Below are 20830 nucleotides of genomic sequence, written 5' to 3'. Positions count from 1 at the left end.
CAATTATTCATACAATCTGTAGATATATAGATCATTTAGATCATCAAAGTATAATCTTTCGAGTTTACTTTCAAACTCATTTAAAGAACCTTTGGATAATATTAACGATATACCTGTTTTAGGAAGGTCACCAAAGTTAATATTGGCTTGGATTGCATCAAGTTGCATCAACTTAAAGTTTGTTTTTTCCTTTGTTAAATAAAACAAAACATGAGCATACCGATTATAAACGTCCTCATATTTATTTTCCTCATCCAATTTCTTCCACATGCTTATATCTGGAAAAAAATGTACACTATTAAACGTATTCAATCCTAATGCCACAAGTAATTGACCATTATATATACTGTTTACAGCAGCCCATTTTTCATGAGGATATTTTTTATTTAACTGTAGAATTTCATTAACAACGGGTTTATCATAAATCGATGCTGTACCTCTTGAGATAGGATTTACTGATAAACCAGATATTACAATTAATACCAACAATAATAGAAAGAATGATTTTACTTTACCACTTAATATTAAATAGTTAAGACAAACAAAGTAAATAACAGTAATTATTGCAAGGCTTGTCGTTAGATATTTTAACATTGGTGTATGCCATATTGAATATAAATAGATAACTCCTATGATAAATGAAATACTAATTTTTTCAAAACTATTAAACGTCTTGTGTTTTTGTATAGTTGAGATTAGCCATAAACTCAAATAAACTGCAGTTAAACCTAATATTAGATATGCTAATCTTTTTTCTGTAACGTATGAATATAATGTAACTTTAGCAAAAAATTTAGGATATTCTATAAACAACCAGGATATTTGAAATAATAAGTACGTAAATATACCCATTATTAGTCTTTTATTATGTTGTTCAAATCTATATACATAGAAAAATACTAATATTAATAATGGTAAAAAATTTACAAAGCTACTCAACTCACTACTATTAGAAAAATTAACATCCTTGTAAGGTAATACCCAATTAACAAGGTAAGTTTGCAGTTCATTGACATCTACACGACCACCAGTTGCAAATCGGTCTCCTGGATACTTTGTTTGAGACAACAATTTCAGATCATCATAAGAAAAATAAATAAAAGTACTTATTGAAATAACTAAAAGAAAAAAGCACGCACTTCCTACCCAAAGTTCTTGTTTATTAAATACAAATTTCTCCTTATTACCCCAATATATAAAAAACAGAAATACTAAAACTAGGTAACCCAATGAAACTTGAACAGGTGGATACAATAACGTAGTGAATCCAATAGTTGACATTGTAAAGAGAATAATAAATAGAGTTCTTAATTTAGTACTTCTATAATATTCAATAAAATATATTAAGGAAACAATCATTCCTTGAGCTAATATTATCAACTCTACAACCGCTGCAGGTGTATCAAACCACCATTGTATTGCCGGAGATAATGTTATCCAAAGGCCTCCTAAAAAAGATAACAATTTATTTTTTGTTAGGAAGTAACTTATCTCTAAAGATAATAAAAGTAACATGAGTAACTTAAAATTCCAGTACCAAGAAAGTCCAAAATCTTTTCCAAGCAATAAAAAACCCCAAAAATATGGTTTACCAATAATATCCGGACTAAATGTAGGTGCGTTAAGTGCAATCATAGAATGCCCATTTGAACCTATATTTTTATTAACAATGGGAAAATATTGATCATTTTGATTTTGTGCAAGCACCCATGGGGTATGTACTAAAAATTCATCAGAACGAATATCCCTTGCCTTACCTATCAAAGTAGTGCTTGAATGTGTCTCTTTATTTGTATTTACCATAATAGAATCCCATAAACCAATTGATGAACCTTGGAATTTAAATAAAACTAATAAAATAAATACTAGTAAAGTAATTTGGTATCTATAGTTAAATAGCATCTCATTATATTTCTTAAAAAATATTATAATTAGATAAATAAATGCTAATCCTAAATTTATTAGTAAAAATTTAATAAAATTAAAATGAAAACCTTTTTTGTTTAATGTAATACTATTTAGTAGAAATAAATCATTTGTTCTCTCAGTTACATCAACCCTTAAGTTTTCAAGGTTAATTGGTTTGTCAAAATTAATTATATATTTCTCTTGTTTATTACTGGTAAGTATTTTAATTGAATGTTCTTCATTGTACTGATGGTTAATATCATCTGTATAAAATACTTGCAAGGTAGCTCCAGAATTAACGTAGGTTATATTCATTTCTATATTATATGTTTTTTTATTTACCTGTTTAAACTCGACTTGTGGATCATTACTTTGAGAAATATATTTATTTGACGCCTCACTAATAATATTAGTCAACACAGCCTTACTTAAATCCAGACTTTGACTTTCCAGAGAACTACCATATATTAAATTTTTCTTGAAATAATCGTAATTAACTGCAAACAATTGTATAAAAATAGATATTATCAAGATTAAAAAAATAACATATGCCTTCTTATTAATTAAAAACACCAAGTACAACTCCTTAAATTAAATCAAGTTCAATGGATTAAATGGACTAAATTCAGGATTTTCTCACATTTCAATTGTATTAAACTCAATCCACCCTTTTGAATTATTTTCAGGCTCTTCGCCATATGGTGTTGAATGATAGAGATAGGGCTCTCTATCATTCGGTTGCAAGTTCAATGCCTGTTTACAAAGGTTTGCATTTTGCATTAGAGCATCGTTAAAACAACGAGGAATATAAGAATAAAATTTTATCAATATAAGTCGTCGATACTATCCTAATTCGCTTAATTATGATAGCGAAAAATCCTCATAATTAAGCGTTAGATTTGGATTATAATACTGATCTTCCAATAGGCTTTTTCCCCATCTTCTATTCATATACTCAATCTCCCCATTAAATCGGGCAATTTTAGCAGGTGTATTTTCTTGTCCACGACTTTTAGATTCGTGATGGTATAATTTTACATGTGGAAGCCACACATTTCTCAAGCCTGTTTTACCAACACGCAAGCAAAAATCAACATCATTAAAAGCTACTTCAAGACTTTCATCAAGCCCTTTAACTGAGACATAAACATCCTTTCTTATCATCAAACATGCCGCGGTCACAGCTGAATAATTTGTTACCATTCTTAACCTCGAGAAATAGCCATAATCCTTGGAATCAAAATACTTATGACTGTGACCGGCAACACCTCCGATACCCAGAATAATTCCTGCGTGTTGAATTGTGTTATCGGGATAAAGTAAACAAGCACCTACCGCTCCAATCTCACTACGCATTGCTTGGGCTGCCATTTCATCTAACCATGTAGGGGTTATAACTTCTATGTCATTGTTAAGAAGTAAAATTAGCTCTCCATTGGCCTTCTCTACTGCGATATTATTAAGTCGCGAGTAATTAAATGGAATGTCAATTCGTTCTACCTTGAATCTAAAAGGTTCTTTTTGAAGCCATGTTTGAAATAATTTTATTGTCGTTGGATCATCACTACCATTATCTACAACAATAATTTCGAAATTATCATAAGTTGTTTTATCGAAAATAGAAGCAATACAAGTATCAAGTATAGCTGTCATATTTTTTGTAGGTATAATAATAGAAATTAAGGGGTTGCTAATTAATTTATGATGTACTACGTATAAATTAGACACCTCTGGATCAGGCTCTACCCATCCATTAATGTTTCTTCTACTAATTGCTTCCTCTAATGCTCTAAATCCAGCATCATTTGTATAGCTTTTGGCAGCACCGCCTGAAGCCGTTGATTGTGGTATTGAGCGCCAATGATATAATATTTTAGGTATATGATAAATACGATTAGTTTTTTCAGTTACTCGCAAGACTAAATCGTAATCTTGGCTACCTTCAAAACCTTTACGGAACCCGCCTAGTTTTTTTATTAGAGATGTGCGGTATACACCGAGATGACATGTATACATTTGAGATAGCAGTGTATCAGGAGACCAATCTGGTTTGAAAAACGGTGAATGTCGCTCACCTTCCATGCTGATTTTATCCTCATCACTATATATCATATCGGCATCTAAATGTTTATTAAGTAATTTCACATTTTCAAATAAAGCATCAATCGTCAATTCATCATCGTGATCTAGTAGGGCAATAAATTCACCATTTGCAATTTCTAAAGCTGAATTAGAAGCTACAGAAATATGACCATTTTTTTCTCGATAAACAACCCTAATTCTTTCATCCAGCTTCTCATACTTCTGAAGCATCTCTCGAATATGAGGCTTTGGTGATGCATCATCAGCCACACACAACTCCCAGTTTGTATATAGTTGATTTCTAACCGATTCAATACACTTGACCAACCATATTTCATCAACATTATATACAGGAAGTATTACTGAAATTAGAGGTTTATATGTGAAACTGGATATTTCTTTAAGAATATCTTCTTTAATGTTATCAGTTATAGAATGACCAATAATCCATGTTTGATAATCTATAGAATTAGTAGTTTGGTTACCACCAGTTACGCTATATTTTATTTTTGTCCAAACTCCCCTTAAGCCTTGTAACTTATATATATCCCATGTTTTTCTTATTAAAGATTTTATAGTTACAAATGTTATGCCGCGTTGTTTAATATAAAGTAACGCTGATCTCATAAAAACGTGGAATCGAGTAATTTTATACATTTCAATAGGCTCAAGTAAAAATTCTGTTTCTAACTCGCCAGTATCAAGTCGGAGATTTAACGCTAAAGGACTTATAAAGACAACAGTTTCTTGAACTGTCTTATAACCTTTCTTTATATATCCGAAGATATGGCTATTAGTTTCTGAAAGCCCATTCCCTTCATCCCAGTACAACTTTAAAGGAAGATTAACATTACTATAAGAAGTCCATTTAATTTTAACCCAACCTTTTGGAAACTCCCCATGCAATTGAAAATGCGGATCGTTTCCAATGCTTGCCCATTGATAACCGCCGATTTCTTCAGTTAAATCCTTCATCGGCACCAAACCAAGAACAAACTTCTTTTGCATTAGCACCCTTAATATATCCCTTAATTTTCTACCTATATTTTTAAATCGTCCAAGTTTTCTCAAAGATTTGGTAATTTTCCAAGAAACTGTGTTTTTAATTCCATCTATCTCTTTTTTCATTTGTGATAGCTCTATTAAATAATCAATTTCATTTTTCTTAAAATTTTCCAACTCATCTTGAAGTGAGACTATATTTTTATTACCTTCTGAAAGATTAGTTTCAAGTTTTTGTAACCATACTGCTGATTCTTCCAATAGCTTAGTCGCATTTATAAGGTTATCTTTTTCTACTTTGTATACTGATTCGAGTTGAGTTAATTCGTCATTTGTCTTCTGTAATTCACTTGATTTAACTGCAAATGCATCTATGATTACACTTGATATATCTGGAGTACAGCTCATTTCAATTGTAATACTAATCTTACTATTAATATCATTTGTTTTTTCTGGGAGATTGATCATAATTTGAGGATCATTATTTAACGAAACTAACTTAAATGAACTAGGGTTTTCTAGTTGTAATAACCCATTATTTACTTTTAATCGTTCAGAATTTGTTTCTCTAGTTATTTCAAAAATTTCATTTTCCATTAAGTTTATTGTTATATGGTTAATTTCTATTAAACATTGTTTATTACTTGGATCAAGCCTTATACTCTGACCAAATTGAGGGACATCGAAAACGTATTGATGAACCTCACCGTCTTCAATAACCATTAACTTCTTAGAATTATTTTCTGTATATTCATTATTTATTGACCAAAACAACTGCAAGTAAGGATCTCCATTTGTTATTGGAATAAGAGGCTCACTAGTTTTTGTAAGTTCTTCAATCGAAATCCCCATAGTCCTATTAATAATCTCTAAGACCTTCTGTTTATGTAATTTAGATGAATCTATGAAAGCCTTTGTATTTAGAACTTTATTTTGTAATGTAATTTCGTTTAGGTGAAATAACAATTGTAATAGATGTTCGTCCACATTGATATTCAAGTTAAGCTCCTGTACTGGAATATTTGAATAATGACTACATCTGTAAATATCAATCCAGAAAAAATGTGTTTTTAAACTAAGGTCAAAATCCGTTAGATATAGCTTGTTATGTCCGAGTATAATATTACGCGTTAATATATCTCTGTTTGTCCATAGTAAATTAGTAGTTAACGATTCTATATTATCATTTATTAATTTATCCAACTTTGATTTAAGTTCTATTAGTGTATGCTCCGATAACTCTAATAACTCTAATGCAATAAAACACATTTTTATGTCTTCATCCAGTACTTTTTGATCAAAAGGAATGGACGGTTGCATCTTAATACTATTGAATAATAAATTTAAAATTTCAATGGTTTCATTATGCGAAAGATCACCTTGTTCCATAACATCAAATAAAGTTGTTTTGTTTTCAAGAAACTCTTCAACGATATATATATAACCATCTTCACCATGATAAATTCCATTAATATGCGGGGCTGATAAATCGGAGAAATCCCGGTACAATCTTTGTGTATACGAGATATTTTCTATATTAAATAAACCATTCGCTGGTATTTTTTTAACAGAGCATAACTTATCACCATTTGGATAGAAAACAAAAAACCTAGCGCTAAAAGCATTTTCGCTCCTCATACCATCACTAAGCTGTAATTTAATTATAAGATTATTTAGATCTTCTGTCGTACTTATGTTTGAGTGAATCAAAGCTTTAAATAGTTCCATTAGAATGACCTCTCTTGCGTATAATTAATGCATATGAAGGACAGAAATATTGCGCAATCTTATTTTTCGCTAATACTTTATACATAGCTTGTAATTCCAGAGGTCGGTCAATGTCTTCTCCACTTATCCCGACATGTTCCGTAACAGGGGCGCCATTAATTAATTCTTCATTAATAAACCTTAAATCAATCATCTGCCTAATGAGTTTATAATCGGGGAAGCAACCATAAACCTTTTCTAATTCTAAGCCTGATTCAGATATCATTTCCTTATACTCTTCTAAACTCCAAGTTTTAGAAGGAAGTTGCTCACCTTTACTTTGTGTTTGGAAGTTGTTCTCAGCGATCCTTTCTTCTAAAAAAGTATGATACTGTAGACCTGTATGATCATCTTCAGTACCTAAAATGTATTTCAGACCCATGCTATTTTCTATACCAATATAGATCATACCATCAGGTTTCAAAAGATCATTTGCTTTTTTTAATGCATCAATTTGGACTTTTCTAATCGAAGTTCCTTTTTCTCTACCAACACCAATCCATTCTAAAGACCCATTAAAGATAATTGTATCAAAACTTTTTTCAAGAAATGGAAAAGACAAGAAATTTCCTTGTGCATACTGTAAAGAAACATTTTCTTGATTGGCAATGCTTCTTAAAATATTAAGTCTGTTAAAAGTTAGATCAAGTGCTACTGAGTTACCTAGACGTCCTAATGGAATACATACTTGTCCCCATCCTGATCCAACATCTAAATAAAGTCCGTTTTTAGGAATATCCAGCATATCCAAAAACATAGGACGGCCTGCATCAGCAATAATTCGGTAAAGCCATGGCGACTTTTCTTGAAAACTTTCCGCGATAACTTCTCTCCAGTGTTTTTTGCTCATTAATGAGATCATTTCCGCTTCTTTTTCATCACTTAAATCAGCATATTTCCCTGTATAACTACGCTCTACAACAAAATTATCCGATAAAATTTCAACTAAGTTTAAGTCTTTAATAAAGTCGCTTGAATTCATAAATTTCACCTTATTTCTTCATTTCGGTTTTCAATAGGTAGTTTACTGAGATTTGAGAATTAAGATTAGCTATGCCAAAGCTCCGATCAGTACCTTGAGGCAATATTTTTATCTCTTTGGCGTCATATCTTCGGTCCAAAGGAACAATTTCATCATTAATTAGTTCGACAAAACCAAATGAAATAAAATAAGTCCCTGGTGCTAAGGACATTTTATGTTTAAATTCGATGTGAATTGGCTGATTGGGTTTAAGAACCTCGAAGGGCATATTTTGAAAATATGTATTTGTACCATATACTTCAAGCCCTTTAACGGACTTAATCGTTATTGCATATATCGGTTTAAGAACCTCTTTACTTGAAGTTACCTCCATACTAATCCTAACTTCATCACAAGTTGTCAGAATTTCTAGCGAGTTCCCCTCTAAGTCAGTTATATCAACATAATTTATGCTACCTTGACCGTTGCCGTAGCGATACTCTTTAGCATCAGCTATCCGTTGATCATTATCTATTGCATTAGCTCCTTGAAAACCAGCAGTATCTTCACTCAATTCGTTATGTTCTAAAAGTTCTGAATCAGGACTTGAAAATAATATTTTAGTGTATTTATTAACAATATCATTAGGTTTACCTTGGTCTAATAAAACACCCTTATCAAATAATAAACATTCATCACAAAATTGTCTTATCGATTGTAAATCATGAGTTACCAACAAGATAGTTGTCCCAGCTTCTTTCATTGTCTTTATTCTTTCAAAGCATTTTAATTGAAATCGACCATCACCCACAGCAAGAGCCTCGTCTACGATAAGAATATCAGGCTCAACGCTGATAGCTACCGCAAACGCAAGTCTAACATACATGCCACTTGAATATGTTTTAACAGGTTGATCAATGTAATCTCCAATGTCAGCAAATGACACAATATCATCAAAACGTTTACTCATTTCTTCTTTACTAATGCCAAGAATAGCCCCATTCAAAAATACGTTTTCCCTTCCAGTAAAGTCTGGATTAAAACCGCTACCCAATTCAAGTAAAGCTGCTACTCGGCCATAAACTTTAACAGTACCTTCTGTCGCTTGTAGAGTACCTGCAATAATCTGTAGTAATGTACTTTTGCCAGAACCATTTCTACCAATAATACCAACAGTTTCGCCTTTTCTTACTTCAAACGAAATGTGTTTTAATGCTTTAAACTCTTTATAGTACTGGCGCTTTCCCCTTAATAATGACTGCATTAGACGGTCTTGAGGGTTATTATATATTTTATAAGTTTTGCTTACATTATCAATTTTGATCGTTACATTTGAATCCACAAAAGAACCTCCAATTTCAAATGCTAAATTACATCTGAAAAACCCGATCTTGTTTTTTGAAACCATGCATACCCCATGTAGAAAATAACTAACCCTATTATCGTTTCGATACCCAAGGAGCTCCAATTAGGTAATTCTCCCCAGATTATTATTCTTCGCATATCCTCTACAACATAACCAATAGGATTAAGATAATATAAAAAGAGCAAATCCTTAGGAATTAAAGTTGCTGGGTACATAATAGGACTTAATAGCATCAGGGCTTGTACAGCTACTGTGACAATTTGGGCAATATCTCTAAGATATACTCCTAATGATGATAAAAACCAACCTAATCCCAACGATAAAAACATCAATGGACATAGTACTAAAGGAATAAAAATTAACGTCCATTCTATCACGTGCATAAAAATACCAACACATAAAACTAATATGCCCATGCTAATAAGACTATTAATTACTGCAGATCCTAGAGCTATTACAGGAAGAATTTCTAAAGGGAAAACGACCTTCTTCACATAATTGGCATTACTTAGTACTAAATAAGGAGCGCGACTGATTACGTCGCCAAATATGCTAAACGTTATCAATCCGCAAAAAATAATAATTGCAAATTCAACCTTACTATTACTTGCTGTATTCCACTTTGCATTAAATATCTCGCTAAATACAAATGTATAAACAATTAACATCAAAAGCGGATTAATAAATGACCACATGATTCCGAGAAAAGATCCCTTATACTTAGATACTACTTCTCTTTTAGCGAAACTTTTGATTAGCTCCCTATGATTCCACAGGTTTTTAAAAATATTTAAAGGATTTACAAACATTATTACTATCAACCTCTTCTGAAAATTTATTATATGAATAGACCACAAATGAACATTAAACTGGGATACTAAATAATAATCACTATTTGGAAACCCTCTTCCAATATGCTAAAATAAAGTCGAACTTTAGCGAAGAAGGAGACTGTTTTGTCATGAGTGCAAGTAAGAATGCCTACGCGGCTTCGCGTGCAAAAGCGAATGGAACGATTACGACAGAGAAGAACTCTGTTATTTTTTGGTTTTTAGTAGTGTTTACAGGCTTGTTTATGTTCTGGGCGCCGTTTCAACGGGCGTTGTTCAATGGTGGAACTTACGATTTTGAGAGAACAATTTACTCGGCTTCCGTATGGTCCTCCATCATATTGCTGCTAATCGCAATACTTGCTTTCTTTGTATTCAAGCTTAAGGAACAGAAAGATGTATTGACCATTCTGGTCTTGCTGATGCCGCTGACTTACGTGATTTCGCTATCGAATTCGGCCTCTCATTATTTGGCAACGAATATGGTTTACATCCAAATGCTGTATGCAACCTTCTTCATTTTAGGTGTATTTCTGACAAAAAACAAGCTTGGCACGTCGATTCTTGCCAGTTTGTTAATTATTTCCGGTTATTTCATTGTCCTCTTCGGACTTTTGTACTGGTTAGGTAATGGAAGCTTCGCTGGTCACCTGGTTAGTTGGTTCGCTCTCATGGATGCAACTACACCTTACTTGTACCGTGATGCGATCATGACAGACTCTAACGGGCTACGTTTAACATCTGTTTTCCAATATGCGAATACATATGCTGCCTTTTTAATCACATTATCCCTTGGCGCATTATTCTTCATTGTGAAGTCTCGTAAATGGTACGTAGTTCTACCACATGCAATCATGTTAGTTCCTATCATTGTTTCGTTCTGGTTAACGCTATCTCGTGGTGCCATAGTAGTTATTCCGGTAGTATTCTTAATTATGCTGTTCTTCTTTTCAATAAGCAGACAGATTCTTGCACTTATTCAATTCGGTATAGCTTTCGCTGCATCTTTGGTTATCCTAGAAAAAGTGACAGATATCGGAATCGGATTACAAAAACAGCCTAGTGCTTCAGAATCCTGGCACGGTTGGTGGATTTTACTTCTTACATCGATAGTTTTCACTGCACTTGCAATCGTTATTCAACGCTTCGGTGCACCTTGGTTAGAGCGAATTACAGCTCGTTTTGATTCTAAGAAATATGCTACTTTCATTCTTCCGATTGCGGCTATTGTTGTTGGGGTAGTAGGAGCCATTCTTATCCTAAGTGATACTGGTTTTAAGAATATTCTTCCAGATAACGTGAAAACGCGTATCGAAAATATTAACTTCCAACAACACAGCGTTCTGGAGCGCGGTACTTTTTACAAAGATGCTGTGAAGCTCTGGTCGGACTATCCGATCATTGGAGCAGGTGGTGGCGCTTGGGCTTCTTTATATGAGAAGTATCAAAACAACCCTTACACAAGTCGTCAGGCTCATAACTTCGCACTTCAATACTTGGTTGAAGCCGGCGCGCTCGGATTCCTTGCTTTTATCGGTTTCGTGATTGCTGTCTTGGTGTTCTATATTCGAAGTTACATTAAGAGTTCGCAGGAGAAAAGAGATCTTCACTTCCTATTTTTCATAGTAACGATTTCTCTTTTGATCCACAGTATGATTGACTTTGATTTAAGCTATGTTTATTTGGGTGCTATTTTGTTCCTTGCACTAGGTGGGATGCTGAGTAACAGTACATCGGCTCCGATACGATTAAAGTCTGATTCACTTGCACTTCACAAAATGTTTCCGGCTCTCCTAGCAGTCTTGTCGATCGTAATGTTCTATATCTCTGCCCAACTGGTCTCAGCGAACAGTTCTTATAAGCAAACACTTGATGTTGTTAAAAAGAGTCAAGATTACAACCAAATCGTAGCTCCATTGGACAAAGCGATTTCTCTGCATCCTGCTCATCCCGACTATTTGTTAACTGGACAAGTCAGCCGAATCGGGATTCTTCTTCAAGTATCTAATCAGATGCAGAAGGAAGACCCGAAGAAAGCAGAAACCTTTTTCAATCAAGCCCAAGATCTTCTCAATCAATTGTTGAAAAAGGAACCGCACAACCGGATGGTTGCCATGCAACAGCTCAATATGCTTCTGATTAAAGGCAAAACCCAAGAAGCGTTAGATTGGTCCACCGCTCAAATTCCTAACTATCCTTGGTATATTGATCTCTATGAAAAAAGCATGTCTTTAAATATCGAACTCGCAAACCAAGACATTCAGAAGAATAATATACAAGATACGAATAAAAAGCTCGACAATGTACTTGCCACATACAATGAAGTTCTGGCTCGCATCGATTCCCTGAAGAATCTGCCTAAAGAACAAGCACAAGGACGCGAGTTCGCTGTGACGCCTAGTATGGCGCTCAATGTTGGTCAAGTTCACTACATGCGTGGTGACTATGCAGGTGCAGCTAATACGATTAAACCGTATGTGAATGATAAATTCGATGATCAGACGAACCGGGTCATCGCCAGATGGTATCTGGCAGCTCTTCAGAAGCAAGGAACTGCGGACAATGATTTGTTAAACAAGCTTATTGCCAAGGATCCAGCGGAGAAACAGAATATTGATGCAATCATAGCTACTAATTTTCAGTTGAAATAGAAAAAAGGCGCCACAGTGATGTGGTGCCTTTTGCTTTTCATTTATCGTCCCGTCCACATATCCATCACACTGTCCGGATCCTGAAACATTTTATAAGGAATGTAGCAGTAACCTTGATCTCCCCAGTCCTCGCCCCAGCTGTTGCGCACGATGACATGACCTGACTGGCCACGGTCTACATACCCGACTGCCAACATGGCATGTCCGCCCAGTACCCGTTCACGCTTCTTCTTCGGAGCCGGAATCTTACCCGTTTGGGCTGCTTCAGTTGATTGGAAGCTCTCATACAACATCATGCCGATAACAACGGGTGATTGCTCAGCCAGTGCTGCCTTAAGGGCATATAAGTCGGTGATCCGATGATAGTCGTTAATTTTGTAATTTGCTGCATCCCGCTCTGCTTTGGGACCGGGAATATCTCTGAAATCTGCAATATTATATGGATAATCATCCTCTGGACAAACGCCAATCTTCTGGAGCACTTTCATCCCATCTCGGATATAGGCCCCTGAATCTTCACCCACATGACCTTCGAGCTTACGTTCGTGCCAATACAAGAAAAGCCGAGAAAGGGCTGTCCACTTCTCCTGACTGCTTACAAGCAAATACTCTCTAAGGCCGCTTGCTATGGCGTTAGCCGTGCAGCTCCCAAGTGCACCTTGATCGACAATGGGGGACATGTTTGAGCGCAAGTCGACTTTCTTGGGCAGCTCGCTTGGGGACTTAAACGCTGTACTCATAAAATGATAATCGCGAAAATCACGCTTTTCCCGTTTCAAAGGGAACACACGATTCGACATAACCACACACCCTTTCCAATATAATACATAATTATACATTTACTACTAAAGCATGTATACAATTCGTTTCGCTAGAATAATAGAAGCCTGGTCGCTATGTAAAGTCAATTTCTTCTGTTCTGGCACCACACAAAACAACCCCCAAAAAGAATCATCAGATTCTTCCCGAGGGTTTCCTTATCAACTAGTCGCGCAGCATACCCTGATGCGGATGCGGGTGTGTACCGCAATATTCATCAGTCTCTTCACAAGTGTACACATGCTCATAGACAGGTACACAGTGATGTCTATTCACGATTTGAATAGGATGAATAACTTGAACTTTCTGTGGGTGGTAGAAGTCTCTTACGATTCTTTCTGGACTTGTCATGATTGGGTCAGTCGGTGGACATTGATATGGTTTGCCTGGGCCAGGTTGGCTAGGTTGGCTAAGCGGACTGAGTTGGCTAGGTTGGAACGGTTGGCTAAGCGGGCCGAGTTGGTTAGGTTTGTAATGATCCATGGATGGGTCAACTCCTCTATAGGTTTATGTTAGTATACGTTTATCCCTAGTCCAATGAATGTACCAATGCCTATTTATCCAATAAATAGGCGGATTTTGTGAGCCAAGCAGGTTAAATATCCAAGCAGGCCCGAAAAAGGCAGGCTAATAGCACAATGATACCTCTCCCCTTTGCTTCATATATTTGTTACAATTGAACAATGGTATATACTTGATGGTATCATCCCATCCCCTGCGTCTTGAATCCCCATACCTTAGAAGGAGGAGGGAGTATGATGAATCATACAACTCAAAACACGAATTCCGCCTTTCGGCATTTAACATACTCTCATGCTCCTGATTATTCGGAGATGCAACTCCATCACAAGCTTTGGAATTATTTCCACGAAAAACAAATCGAGACTCGTTTGCGCTCTTGGACCAAAGCTGCTAAAGGAGATTATTTCCGTCAGCCGCTGGATTGGAATTTTGTTGAGGGCAATCTCGTCGTTCAGCTTTCTCCATTACCAGAAGGCTATTTGCCGTTTTCACATATAGAAAAAGCAGCATTAAGTGATGAATCCAAAGGAAAATTGCTGATTTCCATTTGTAAAGCACTTTCCATTCTACATGAAGAGCAGTTTTACATGGGATTTTTGCTGCCAGAGCAGCTTTTTTTCGATCCACAATCGTTAGCTATTATCATCGATGTCCAACCATTCCCGTCCGCTATAGAATTTATTAATCATTTATTGACGGACTTTTCATTTACTTCTTTTCCGCGTTATGCACGGCGATTTCTTCTTTCCCGAGCTGCTGATTTTGAAGCTATCCATCTACTGATTCATACAATCTATGGCTCCGATTCCGTGCCAAATAACCTGCAGCAATTATCAGAGCGTCTGCGTACTGAGCCAGAAACTATGTTATTCGCAGATGAGATTGCCGATATCATTCGAGCAGCCTTTCAACTGCCTGAGCAGGTGCAACCGCTTATTTACCATAGCAGCCCACAATGGCTGCACCCTGCCGCTGCGCCAATTACGCAAGAGCATCAAAAGCTTTTTCGTAATTTTTTACAGTCAAATGAGAAACGTTTATTAGGGCTCGTTTGTGAGGATGAGGCTATTCGATTTGATGTTTACACTCAGAATGTCAATGAGATGTTAGAAAGAGGCTATTTCTTCAAGATTGTCTCCCAAGAACTTCCTTACTCAACCTTGCGTGAAGTGGTCTCCCGAACCTTACATCTGGCTTATGGCTTATTTCCTGAATCAATCACCATGCTGAGGAATCTTTCTCGTAAATTTGACCAGCTTCTTAAAAAGCACTATGAAGGCGACGATATCCTTTATTTGCTAACCGAGTGGTTGTATCAATTTTTATCTTCCGTAATCCCGATGTTCCCTGTTCAAAACATGTTCTATATTCTTGAAAACTGCGAACACTTCGATGAAGATTCCCAGCTTATTCTCCTCAACTTTTGGCGAGAGCATGGCCATGAGATGACCGGATTGCACGTAATTTTCAGCGGCAGCAAGATACCTTCTCAATTCACTGGCCTTACTTTTCAAACGCTTGAAATACATCATTCGGACCTAGCGATCTATGAACAGCTGTTGTCTTCACAATTTGGACGAGCTGATTCCACCTTAATATCCGAATTGAAAAATTGGTTTTATGAGCACAAAATCAACTTTAGTCACTGCCGCATCATTTTGGAGGAGCTTATTCAATCCGGAAGTATTCATCTAACCAACAAGGGCTGGCATAAAACAACTGGATTCCATCTTAATTATGAAAAGCTTCACTCTCTTCACTTGTTTTCTAAGCGCATCTCCCTTTTGGACCAAGTGGAAATAGAGCTATTACGGCTCCTATGTTGTTTGCCTATGCCAATAAGCGTGTTTTCCCTGTTTAAGGCTAATCAAGTGGATTTAGGGAATATCCTATCATCGGTTACGAAGCTGGCAGAGCTTGGCCTGGTTCATGTTAGTCACAATGACAGTTTATTTATCTCAACTGAAATTACCGAATTGGTCTTGCAGGAGCTGTCTTCAGTTCAACTAATGTCTTACTACCAAAAAGCTTTGGTCTACCAGCAGCAATTCCGTCCACTTGGCTTACCTCAACTCATTGCACTATCCAGCCAAGCGAGTGAGTATAAAGTAGAGTATTATTTGCTTTTAAAATATTATAAACAAATCCGTTCCCTCCTCTCTTATGGGCAAAAGGTTGAATTATTAGAACGCATTAAATATTTATATGAAAAATTGGGAAGACCTTATCTCATTTTCCTAGACAGATTGCTAAGTAGAATGTATCTTCTGCTTAACCAATTTGCTCTTTCCGAACAATTGGCACTAACCGTATACGAACGAACAGGTAAAATCACGGATCGCTTCGGGTGGATATATATCCGCATCTTGCAAAATGATTTGGATGTTTATATTTTACGTGAGCAGCTGTTCCCCTTTATTTTCGATGAAAGTCAGGCATTAGAAGACCGGGTACGGGCTGCATTTCTACTCAACACCAGCAATCTCTGTTTCCCTCTACAGGATGAAGAGGTGCGTAAGCTTCATGTCTTCTATACCGAGGTCGTCTATCCAAAGAGAAATTTGCTTTCACTTCGCCATTTTGCGGAAATTACGAACTATTATACGATTAATATGTTGATTCATTTTCCTAAAACCGAGGAATGGGCTTTATCCATTGCAGCTAAGTTAGAACCGCTTCTGGAAACGTCACCTCATACGGACCTCATGCTCCGTCTTTATGATTTATATTCTTATCAGAGCAACAATAAGCTGATCAATACATACGTATATCGCGGGATTGAAGGTGCCAAGCGCTCTGGCTACACGATCAAGGAACAAGTAGGCCATCTGAATGCCATGGAGTTTTCATTAAATCAAGGAGACTTGGCCAGCTACCACTATCACAAAGAACGTGTCCTGCAGGTTGACGAATTGCGGCGTAAGGATTTGGCCGAGACATATTTAACGAATCAGTTATTATACGCACTTGAATGGGAGCAGTGGGAACTGTTTCAAGAACTTAAAACCCTCCTGTTCGAGCAGCAAATCACAGAGTCGAGTTTGGCTTTACTGTCCGTTTTTCAAGGTTATGTCGCCTTCCGTCAAAATCGACCAATCACCATCCCGGGCTTTTTGAAACATGAAAACACCTCGTTCTTCTTGGACGCACTTTTCCAAACTAGGGAGGGAAATCTGGAGCTAGCCTGCAAGTTTTTTGAACAATTTATTTCGAAAAATAACTCAGGCATGTATGCTGGTTGGGCTTACCGAGAATTGCTCACACTTCTCTTAGAGCTTCGTTCGGAGAATATGGGGATTTGGTTCGAAAAATTTGAAGCTTATCTCAAACGATGCTCTTTTGATATCTTTTGGCCCGATTATTATAGACTTTCAGCTGAGAGGTCCATGTATGAGGGCGATATTCAAAATGCGATGCTGTATTTGCGACGTGCATTGAATGGCTATCAGATTATTCAAAAGGAAACTTGGCGTCCCTACTTGACCGCTTGCATGGAACGGGTTATTCGGCCCACCTTTGCCCCGGCATCACCTGCTATTATGCAGGATGATTTTGTTCAAAAAATGATTGCGGACCGCGAGCAATGGTTGCTCCTCTCCTTGGATTTACAAATCATTATCGAGCTCAGTGAACAGGTTACCGAAACTTTGGATCTAATGACAACGATGCAGAGGTTGACTAAGGCACTTTTTGACTACTTTCCAGTGATTCAACTGGCCATCACTTACAAACTGCTGCATTATAAACACAAGGTTTTCGTTACAGCTTCGGGTCTAAGAGACCACGATGAATTGATTGCCTATCAAAGCCGAAGTGAAGATAGCTGGGCCCACACTTTCACTCTCTTTCAACGAGGTGATCAAGCTATTACGCTCCAGGTTTTTGTAGATGGTATGACTAAAACAAAGCTTCAACATATGGAGCATTTTCTTTCTTTCATCAAACCGCACATTATCAACGTTCTCTTGCATAGGGAGATGGTGATTGATAACCTGACCGGCTTTTATCTACGCGGTTATTTCATGGAAAAGCTGAGGGAAGAATTCGATCTCTCTAGACGTTATAACCTCGACTTATCCGTGATCATGATCGACGTCGATAATTTCCGCAGGGTCAATGAGTTCGGACACCCGGAAGGGGACCGAGTTTTACGAGAAATCGCAGATATTTTCCGGTTCAATTTACGAAAGAGCGACATCGCTGGACGATATGGCGGTGAGGAACTTATTCTCATTTTACCTAAAACGGATGGGAAGGAAGCCCTCAAGATTGCCCATCAGCTGCGAGGCGAAATTGAGAGAGAATTTGCCTTCGGGCGCCCTTACCAAATCACCGTCAGTGTGGGCGTATCTTCCCTAGAGCTCTGTAGTCCAACTTCGATAGAGGAATTGATTGAACAGGCCGATACGGCGGAGATTACTGCGAAGCAGACGGGGAAGAATAAGGTTGTTGCGGCTTGGGATTTGAATTGAAATCAAGCGAAATAAGGGCTGTCCCATAAGTAGTATTTAAGGGCAGCCCTTTATTGAAATTGGACGTTTTCTCAAAAAAATTACTATACAGTAGCGTTATACTTGTCAAGCTTTCTTAGTTTTATTTATTGCTGCTCACTTTATCCTAATATGGGCAAGGGAAGCCTGCCCAATCTCTAGTTAAGGAACGTCGATCCGTTATTTCAGGAAATCTGCCGCTATTATCCAATTGGGGGAACGTGAGTGCGCTATTTGATCAAAATGAACGATTTGGAGGCAAAAACCACGAAGTAACGCATCGTCGTTCCTCTACCTCATGATTTCGCGCATTTTTCGACCAATAACGCATCGACGTTCCCTCAGCAAGTTCTGATTACCAAGTGCTGGTTCAAGCACGCCCCGATTCCTCACCTTTCAACAATTCAGTTATTCCATTGGCATGTTCTTTAACGAGTTGATTTTGGTTATTCTTATATACCACATAGGTGTCATTCGCTTTGGCGTCAATCCTAGCTCGCTCTCCAGTCATTCTGATCAATTTTTTTAAAACCTCAGTTTGCTCCATTTAGGTACACCACCTTGTCTGGATTTTATTTAATTGTACCATCAGACTTAACATCAATGTAATCTGTAAACGAATGATCTTACACCATGTCACCAGTTTCGTGGGTAAGTGATTTTTCTGTGATTTCAAAATAAAAAAGGCTCCCGAAGGAGCCTTTCAATAGAGCTATTTAATGGGCTGATGTAAAAATTACATCATGCCGCCCATTCCACCCATGCCGCCCATGTCAGGCATGCCTGGTTTGTCTTTTTCTGGTTTGTCAGCGATAACAGCTTCTGTTGTTAGGAACATAGCTGCAACGGACGCTGCATTTTGCAGTGCGGAACGAGTTACTTTAGCAGGGTCAACAATACCTGCTTCGAACATGTTCACCCATTGGCCAGTTGCTGCGTTGTAGCCGATGCCTACTTTTTCGTTCTTCAGGCGCTCAACGATAACGGAACCTTCTTGACCAGCGTTAGCTGCGATTGTGCGAACTGGCTCTTCTAGGGAGCGCAGGATGATGTTTACGCCTGTTTGCTCGTCGCCAACAGCTACTACTTTAGCTACTGCGTTGTACACGTTAACTAGGGCTGTACCACCACCAGAAACGATACCTTCTTCAACAGCTGCACGAGTTGCGTTCAGAGCATCTTCGATACGAAGTTTGCGCTCTTTCAGCTCAGTTTCAGTTGCTGCGCCAACTTTGATAACAGCTACGCCGCCAGAAAGTTTAGCCAAACGCTCTTGCAGTTTTTCTTTATCGAAATCGGAAGTTGTTTCTTCCAATTGTGCGCGAATTTGAGTAACACGTGCGCCGATGTCTTTTTTGTCGCCAGCGCCATCAACGATGATTGTGTTCTCTTTGGTTACGCGGATTTGACGCGCGCTACCCAATTGGTCAGGAGTCGTGGATTTCAGATCCAATCCAAGTTCTTCTGTGATCACTTGGCCACCAGTTAGAGCAGCGATATCGCCAAGCATAGCTTTACGACGGTCACCGAAACCAGGAGCTTTAACAGCTACGCAAGTGAATGTGCCACGAAGTCTGTTAACAACAAGCGTTGCTTGTGCTTCGCCTTCAACATCTTCAGCAATGATCAGAAGTTGTTTACCGGATTGAACCACTTTTTCAAGAACAGGCAAGATTTCTTGGATGTTCGAGATTTTTTTGTCAGTGATCAGGATGTATGGGTTGTCTAGGACAGCTTCCATTTTATCCGTATCAGTGATCATGTATGGGGAAGTGTAACCACGGTCGAATTGCATACCTTCTACAACTTCTAGTTCAGTAAGGAATCCTTTGGATTCTTCAACTGTGATAACACCGTCTTTACCTACTTTTTCCATAGCTTCAGCGATCAATTCGCCTACTTCTTCGTCAGCAGCAGAGATTGCCGCTACTTGTGCGATGGATTGTTTGCCTTCGATTGGCTTCGCAATAGCTTGAAGCTCTTCTACAGCCGCTTTAACAGCTTTCTCGATACCTTTGCGGATAACCATTGGGTTAGCGCCTGCAGTTACGTTTTTCAGACCTTCGCGGATCATAGCTTGTGCTAGAACCGTTGCAGTTGTTGTACCGTCACCAGCAACATCGTTTGTTTTGGTAGCAACTTCTTTAACAAGTTGTGCTCCCATGTTTTCGAAAGCATCTTCAAGCTCGATTTCTTTCGCGATGGTAACACCGTCATTCGTGATCAACGGGCTGCCAAATTTTTTCTCAAGAACAACGTTACGGCCTTTAGGACCGAGGGTTACTTTTACAGCATTAGCTAAAGCATCTACCCCACGAAGCATCGCGCGGCGTGCGTCTTCACTGAACTTAATTTCTTTTGCCATGATAGGAAACCTCCTCTAATTTAGAACCTGTACATAGTAAGTAGTAATACGGAAAAACTAAGTATAC

General features: G+C 37.4%; 11 protein-coding genes. 2 read left to right on the top strand and 9 right to left on the bottom strand.

What is annotated here, in order from left to right; translation table 11 throughout:
• Positions 1-3: 3 nt before the first annotated feature.
• The 5 genes from ASD40_RS20360 to ASD40_RS20340 form a co-directional block, all read right to left on the bottom strand.
• A complete protein-coding gene (locus ASD40_RS20360) occupies positions 4-2481 on the bottom strand; it encodes a DUF7657 domain-containing protein (RefSeq protein ID WP_057304962.1) in 2478 nt (825 codons plus the stop codon).
• A 288-nt stretch (positions 2482-2769) separates the two neighbouring features.
• Positions 2770-6720 carry a glycosyltransferase family 2 protein gene (locus ASD40_RS38745; protein ID WP_235549320.1) on the bottom strand — a complete coding sequence of 1317 codons (3951 nt, stop codon included), beginning with the start codon at positions 6718-6720 and terminating at the stop codon, positions 2770-2772.
• On the bottom strand, positions 6707-7741 hold the full coding sequence (locus ASD40_RS20350) for a class I SAM-dependent methyltransferase (protein ID WP_057304961.1): 1035 nt from the start codon (positions 7739-7741) through the stop codon (positions 6707-6709). The genes ASD40_RS38745 and ASD40_RS20350 overlap by 14 nt, the downstream gene beginning before the upstream one ends.
• A 10-nt stretch (positions 7742-7751) precedes the next feature.
• Complete coding sequence (locus ASD40_RS20345) at positions 7752-9062, bottom strand: ABC transporter ATP-binding protein (protein WP_057304960.1); 1311 nt, start codon at positions 9060-9062, stop codon at positions 7752-7754.
• A 23-nt stretch (positions 9063-9085) separates the two neighbouring features.
• Positions 9086-9895 carry an ABC transporter permease gene (locus ASD40_RS20340; protein WP_057304959.1) on the bottom strand — a complete coding sequence of 270 codons (810 nt, stop codon included), beginning with the start codon at positions 9893-9895 and terminating at the stop codon, positions 9086-9088.
• A 152-nt stretch (positions 9896-10047) separates the two neighbouring features.
• Here ASD40_RS20340 and ASD40_RS20335 point away from each other — a divergent pair, with 152 nt between their 5' ends.
• Positions 10048-12567, top strand: a complete 2520-nt coding sequence (locus ASD40_RS20335) for an O-antigen ligase family protein (protein WP_057304958.1) — start codon at positions 10048-10050, stop codon at positions 12565-12567.
• Between the two features lie 41 nt (positions 12568-12608).
• Here the strand turns inward: ASD40_RS20335 and ASD40_RS20330 are convergent, their stop codons facing one another.
• Both ASD40_RS20330 and ASD40_RS37340 read right to left on the bottom strand, forming a co-directional pair.
• Positions 12609-13367 carry a C1 family peptidase gene (locus ASD40_RS20330; protein ID WP_082562315.1) on the bottom strand — a complete coding sequence of 253 codons (759 nt, stop codon included), beginning with the start codon at positions 13365-13367 and terminating at the stop codon, positions 12609-12611.
• A 184-nt stretch (positions 13368-13551) separates the two neighbouring features.
• The gene (locus ASD40_RS37340) at positions 13552-13869 is read right to left on the bottom strand and encodes a hypothetical protein (protein WP_156390119.1); all 318 of its coding nucleotides are present in this window, start codon (positions 13867-13869) and stop codon (positions 13552-13554) included.
• A gap of 272 nt (positions 13870-14141) precedes the next feature.
• Here ASD40_RS37340 and ASD40_RS20325 point away from each other — a divergent pair, with 272 nt between their 5' ends.
• A complete protein-coding gene (locus ASD40_RS20325) occupies positions 14142-18380 on the top strand; it encodes a GGDEF domain-containing protein (RefSeq protein ID WP_057304957.1) in 4239 nt (1412 codons plus the stop codon).
• 388 nt (positions 18381-18768) lie between these two features.
• On the opposite strand, the gene ASD40_RS38260 is transcribed toward ASD40_RS20325, so the two are convergent.
• Positions 18769-18945 carry a hypothetical protein gene (locus ASD40_RS38260; protein ID WP_200957442.1) on the bottom strand — a complete coding sequence of 59 codons (177 nt, stop codon included), beginning with the start codon at positions 18943-18945 and terminating at the stop codon, positions 18769-18771.
• Positions 18946-19134: 189 nt separating this feature from the next.
• Positions 19135-20763, bottom strand: a complete 1629-nt coding sequence (gene groL, locus ASD40_RS20320) for a chaperonin GroEL (RefSeq protein ID WP_056830967.1) — start codon at positions 20761-20763, stop codon at positions 19135-19137.
• Between the last annotated feature and the right edge of the window lie 67 nt (positions 20764-20830).

It is taken from the genome of Paenibacillus sp. Root444D2 (genome assembly GCF_001426375.1).
GTDB lineage: Bacteria > Bacillota > Bacilli > Paenibacillales > NBRC-103111 > Paenibacillus_E.
Note: the sequence above shows the minus strand (reverse complement) of the source record. Positions and strands in the feature narration are given on the sequence as shown.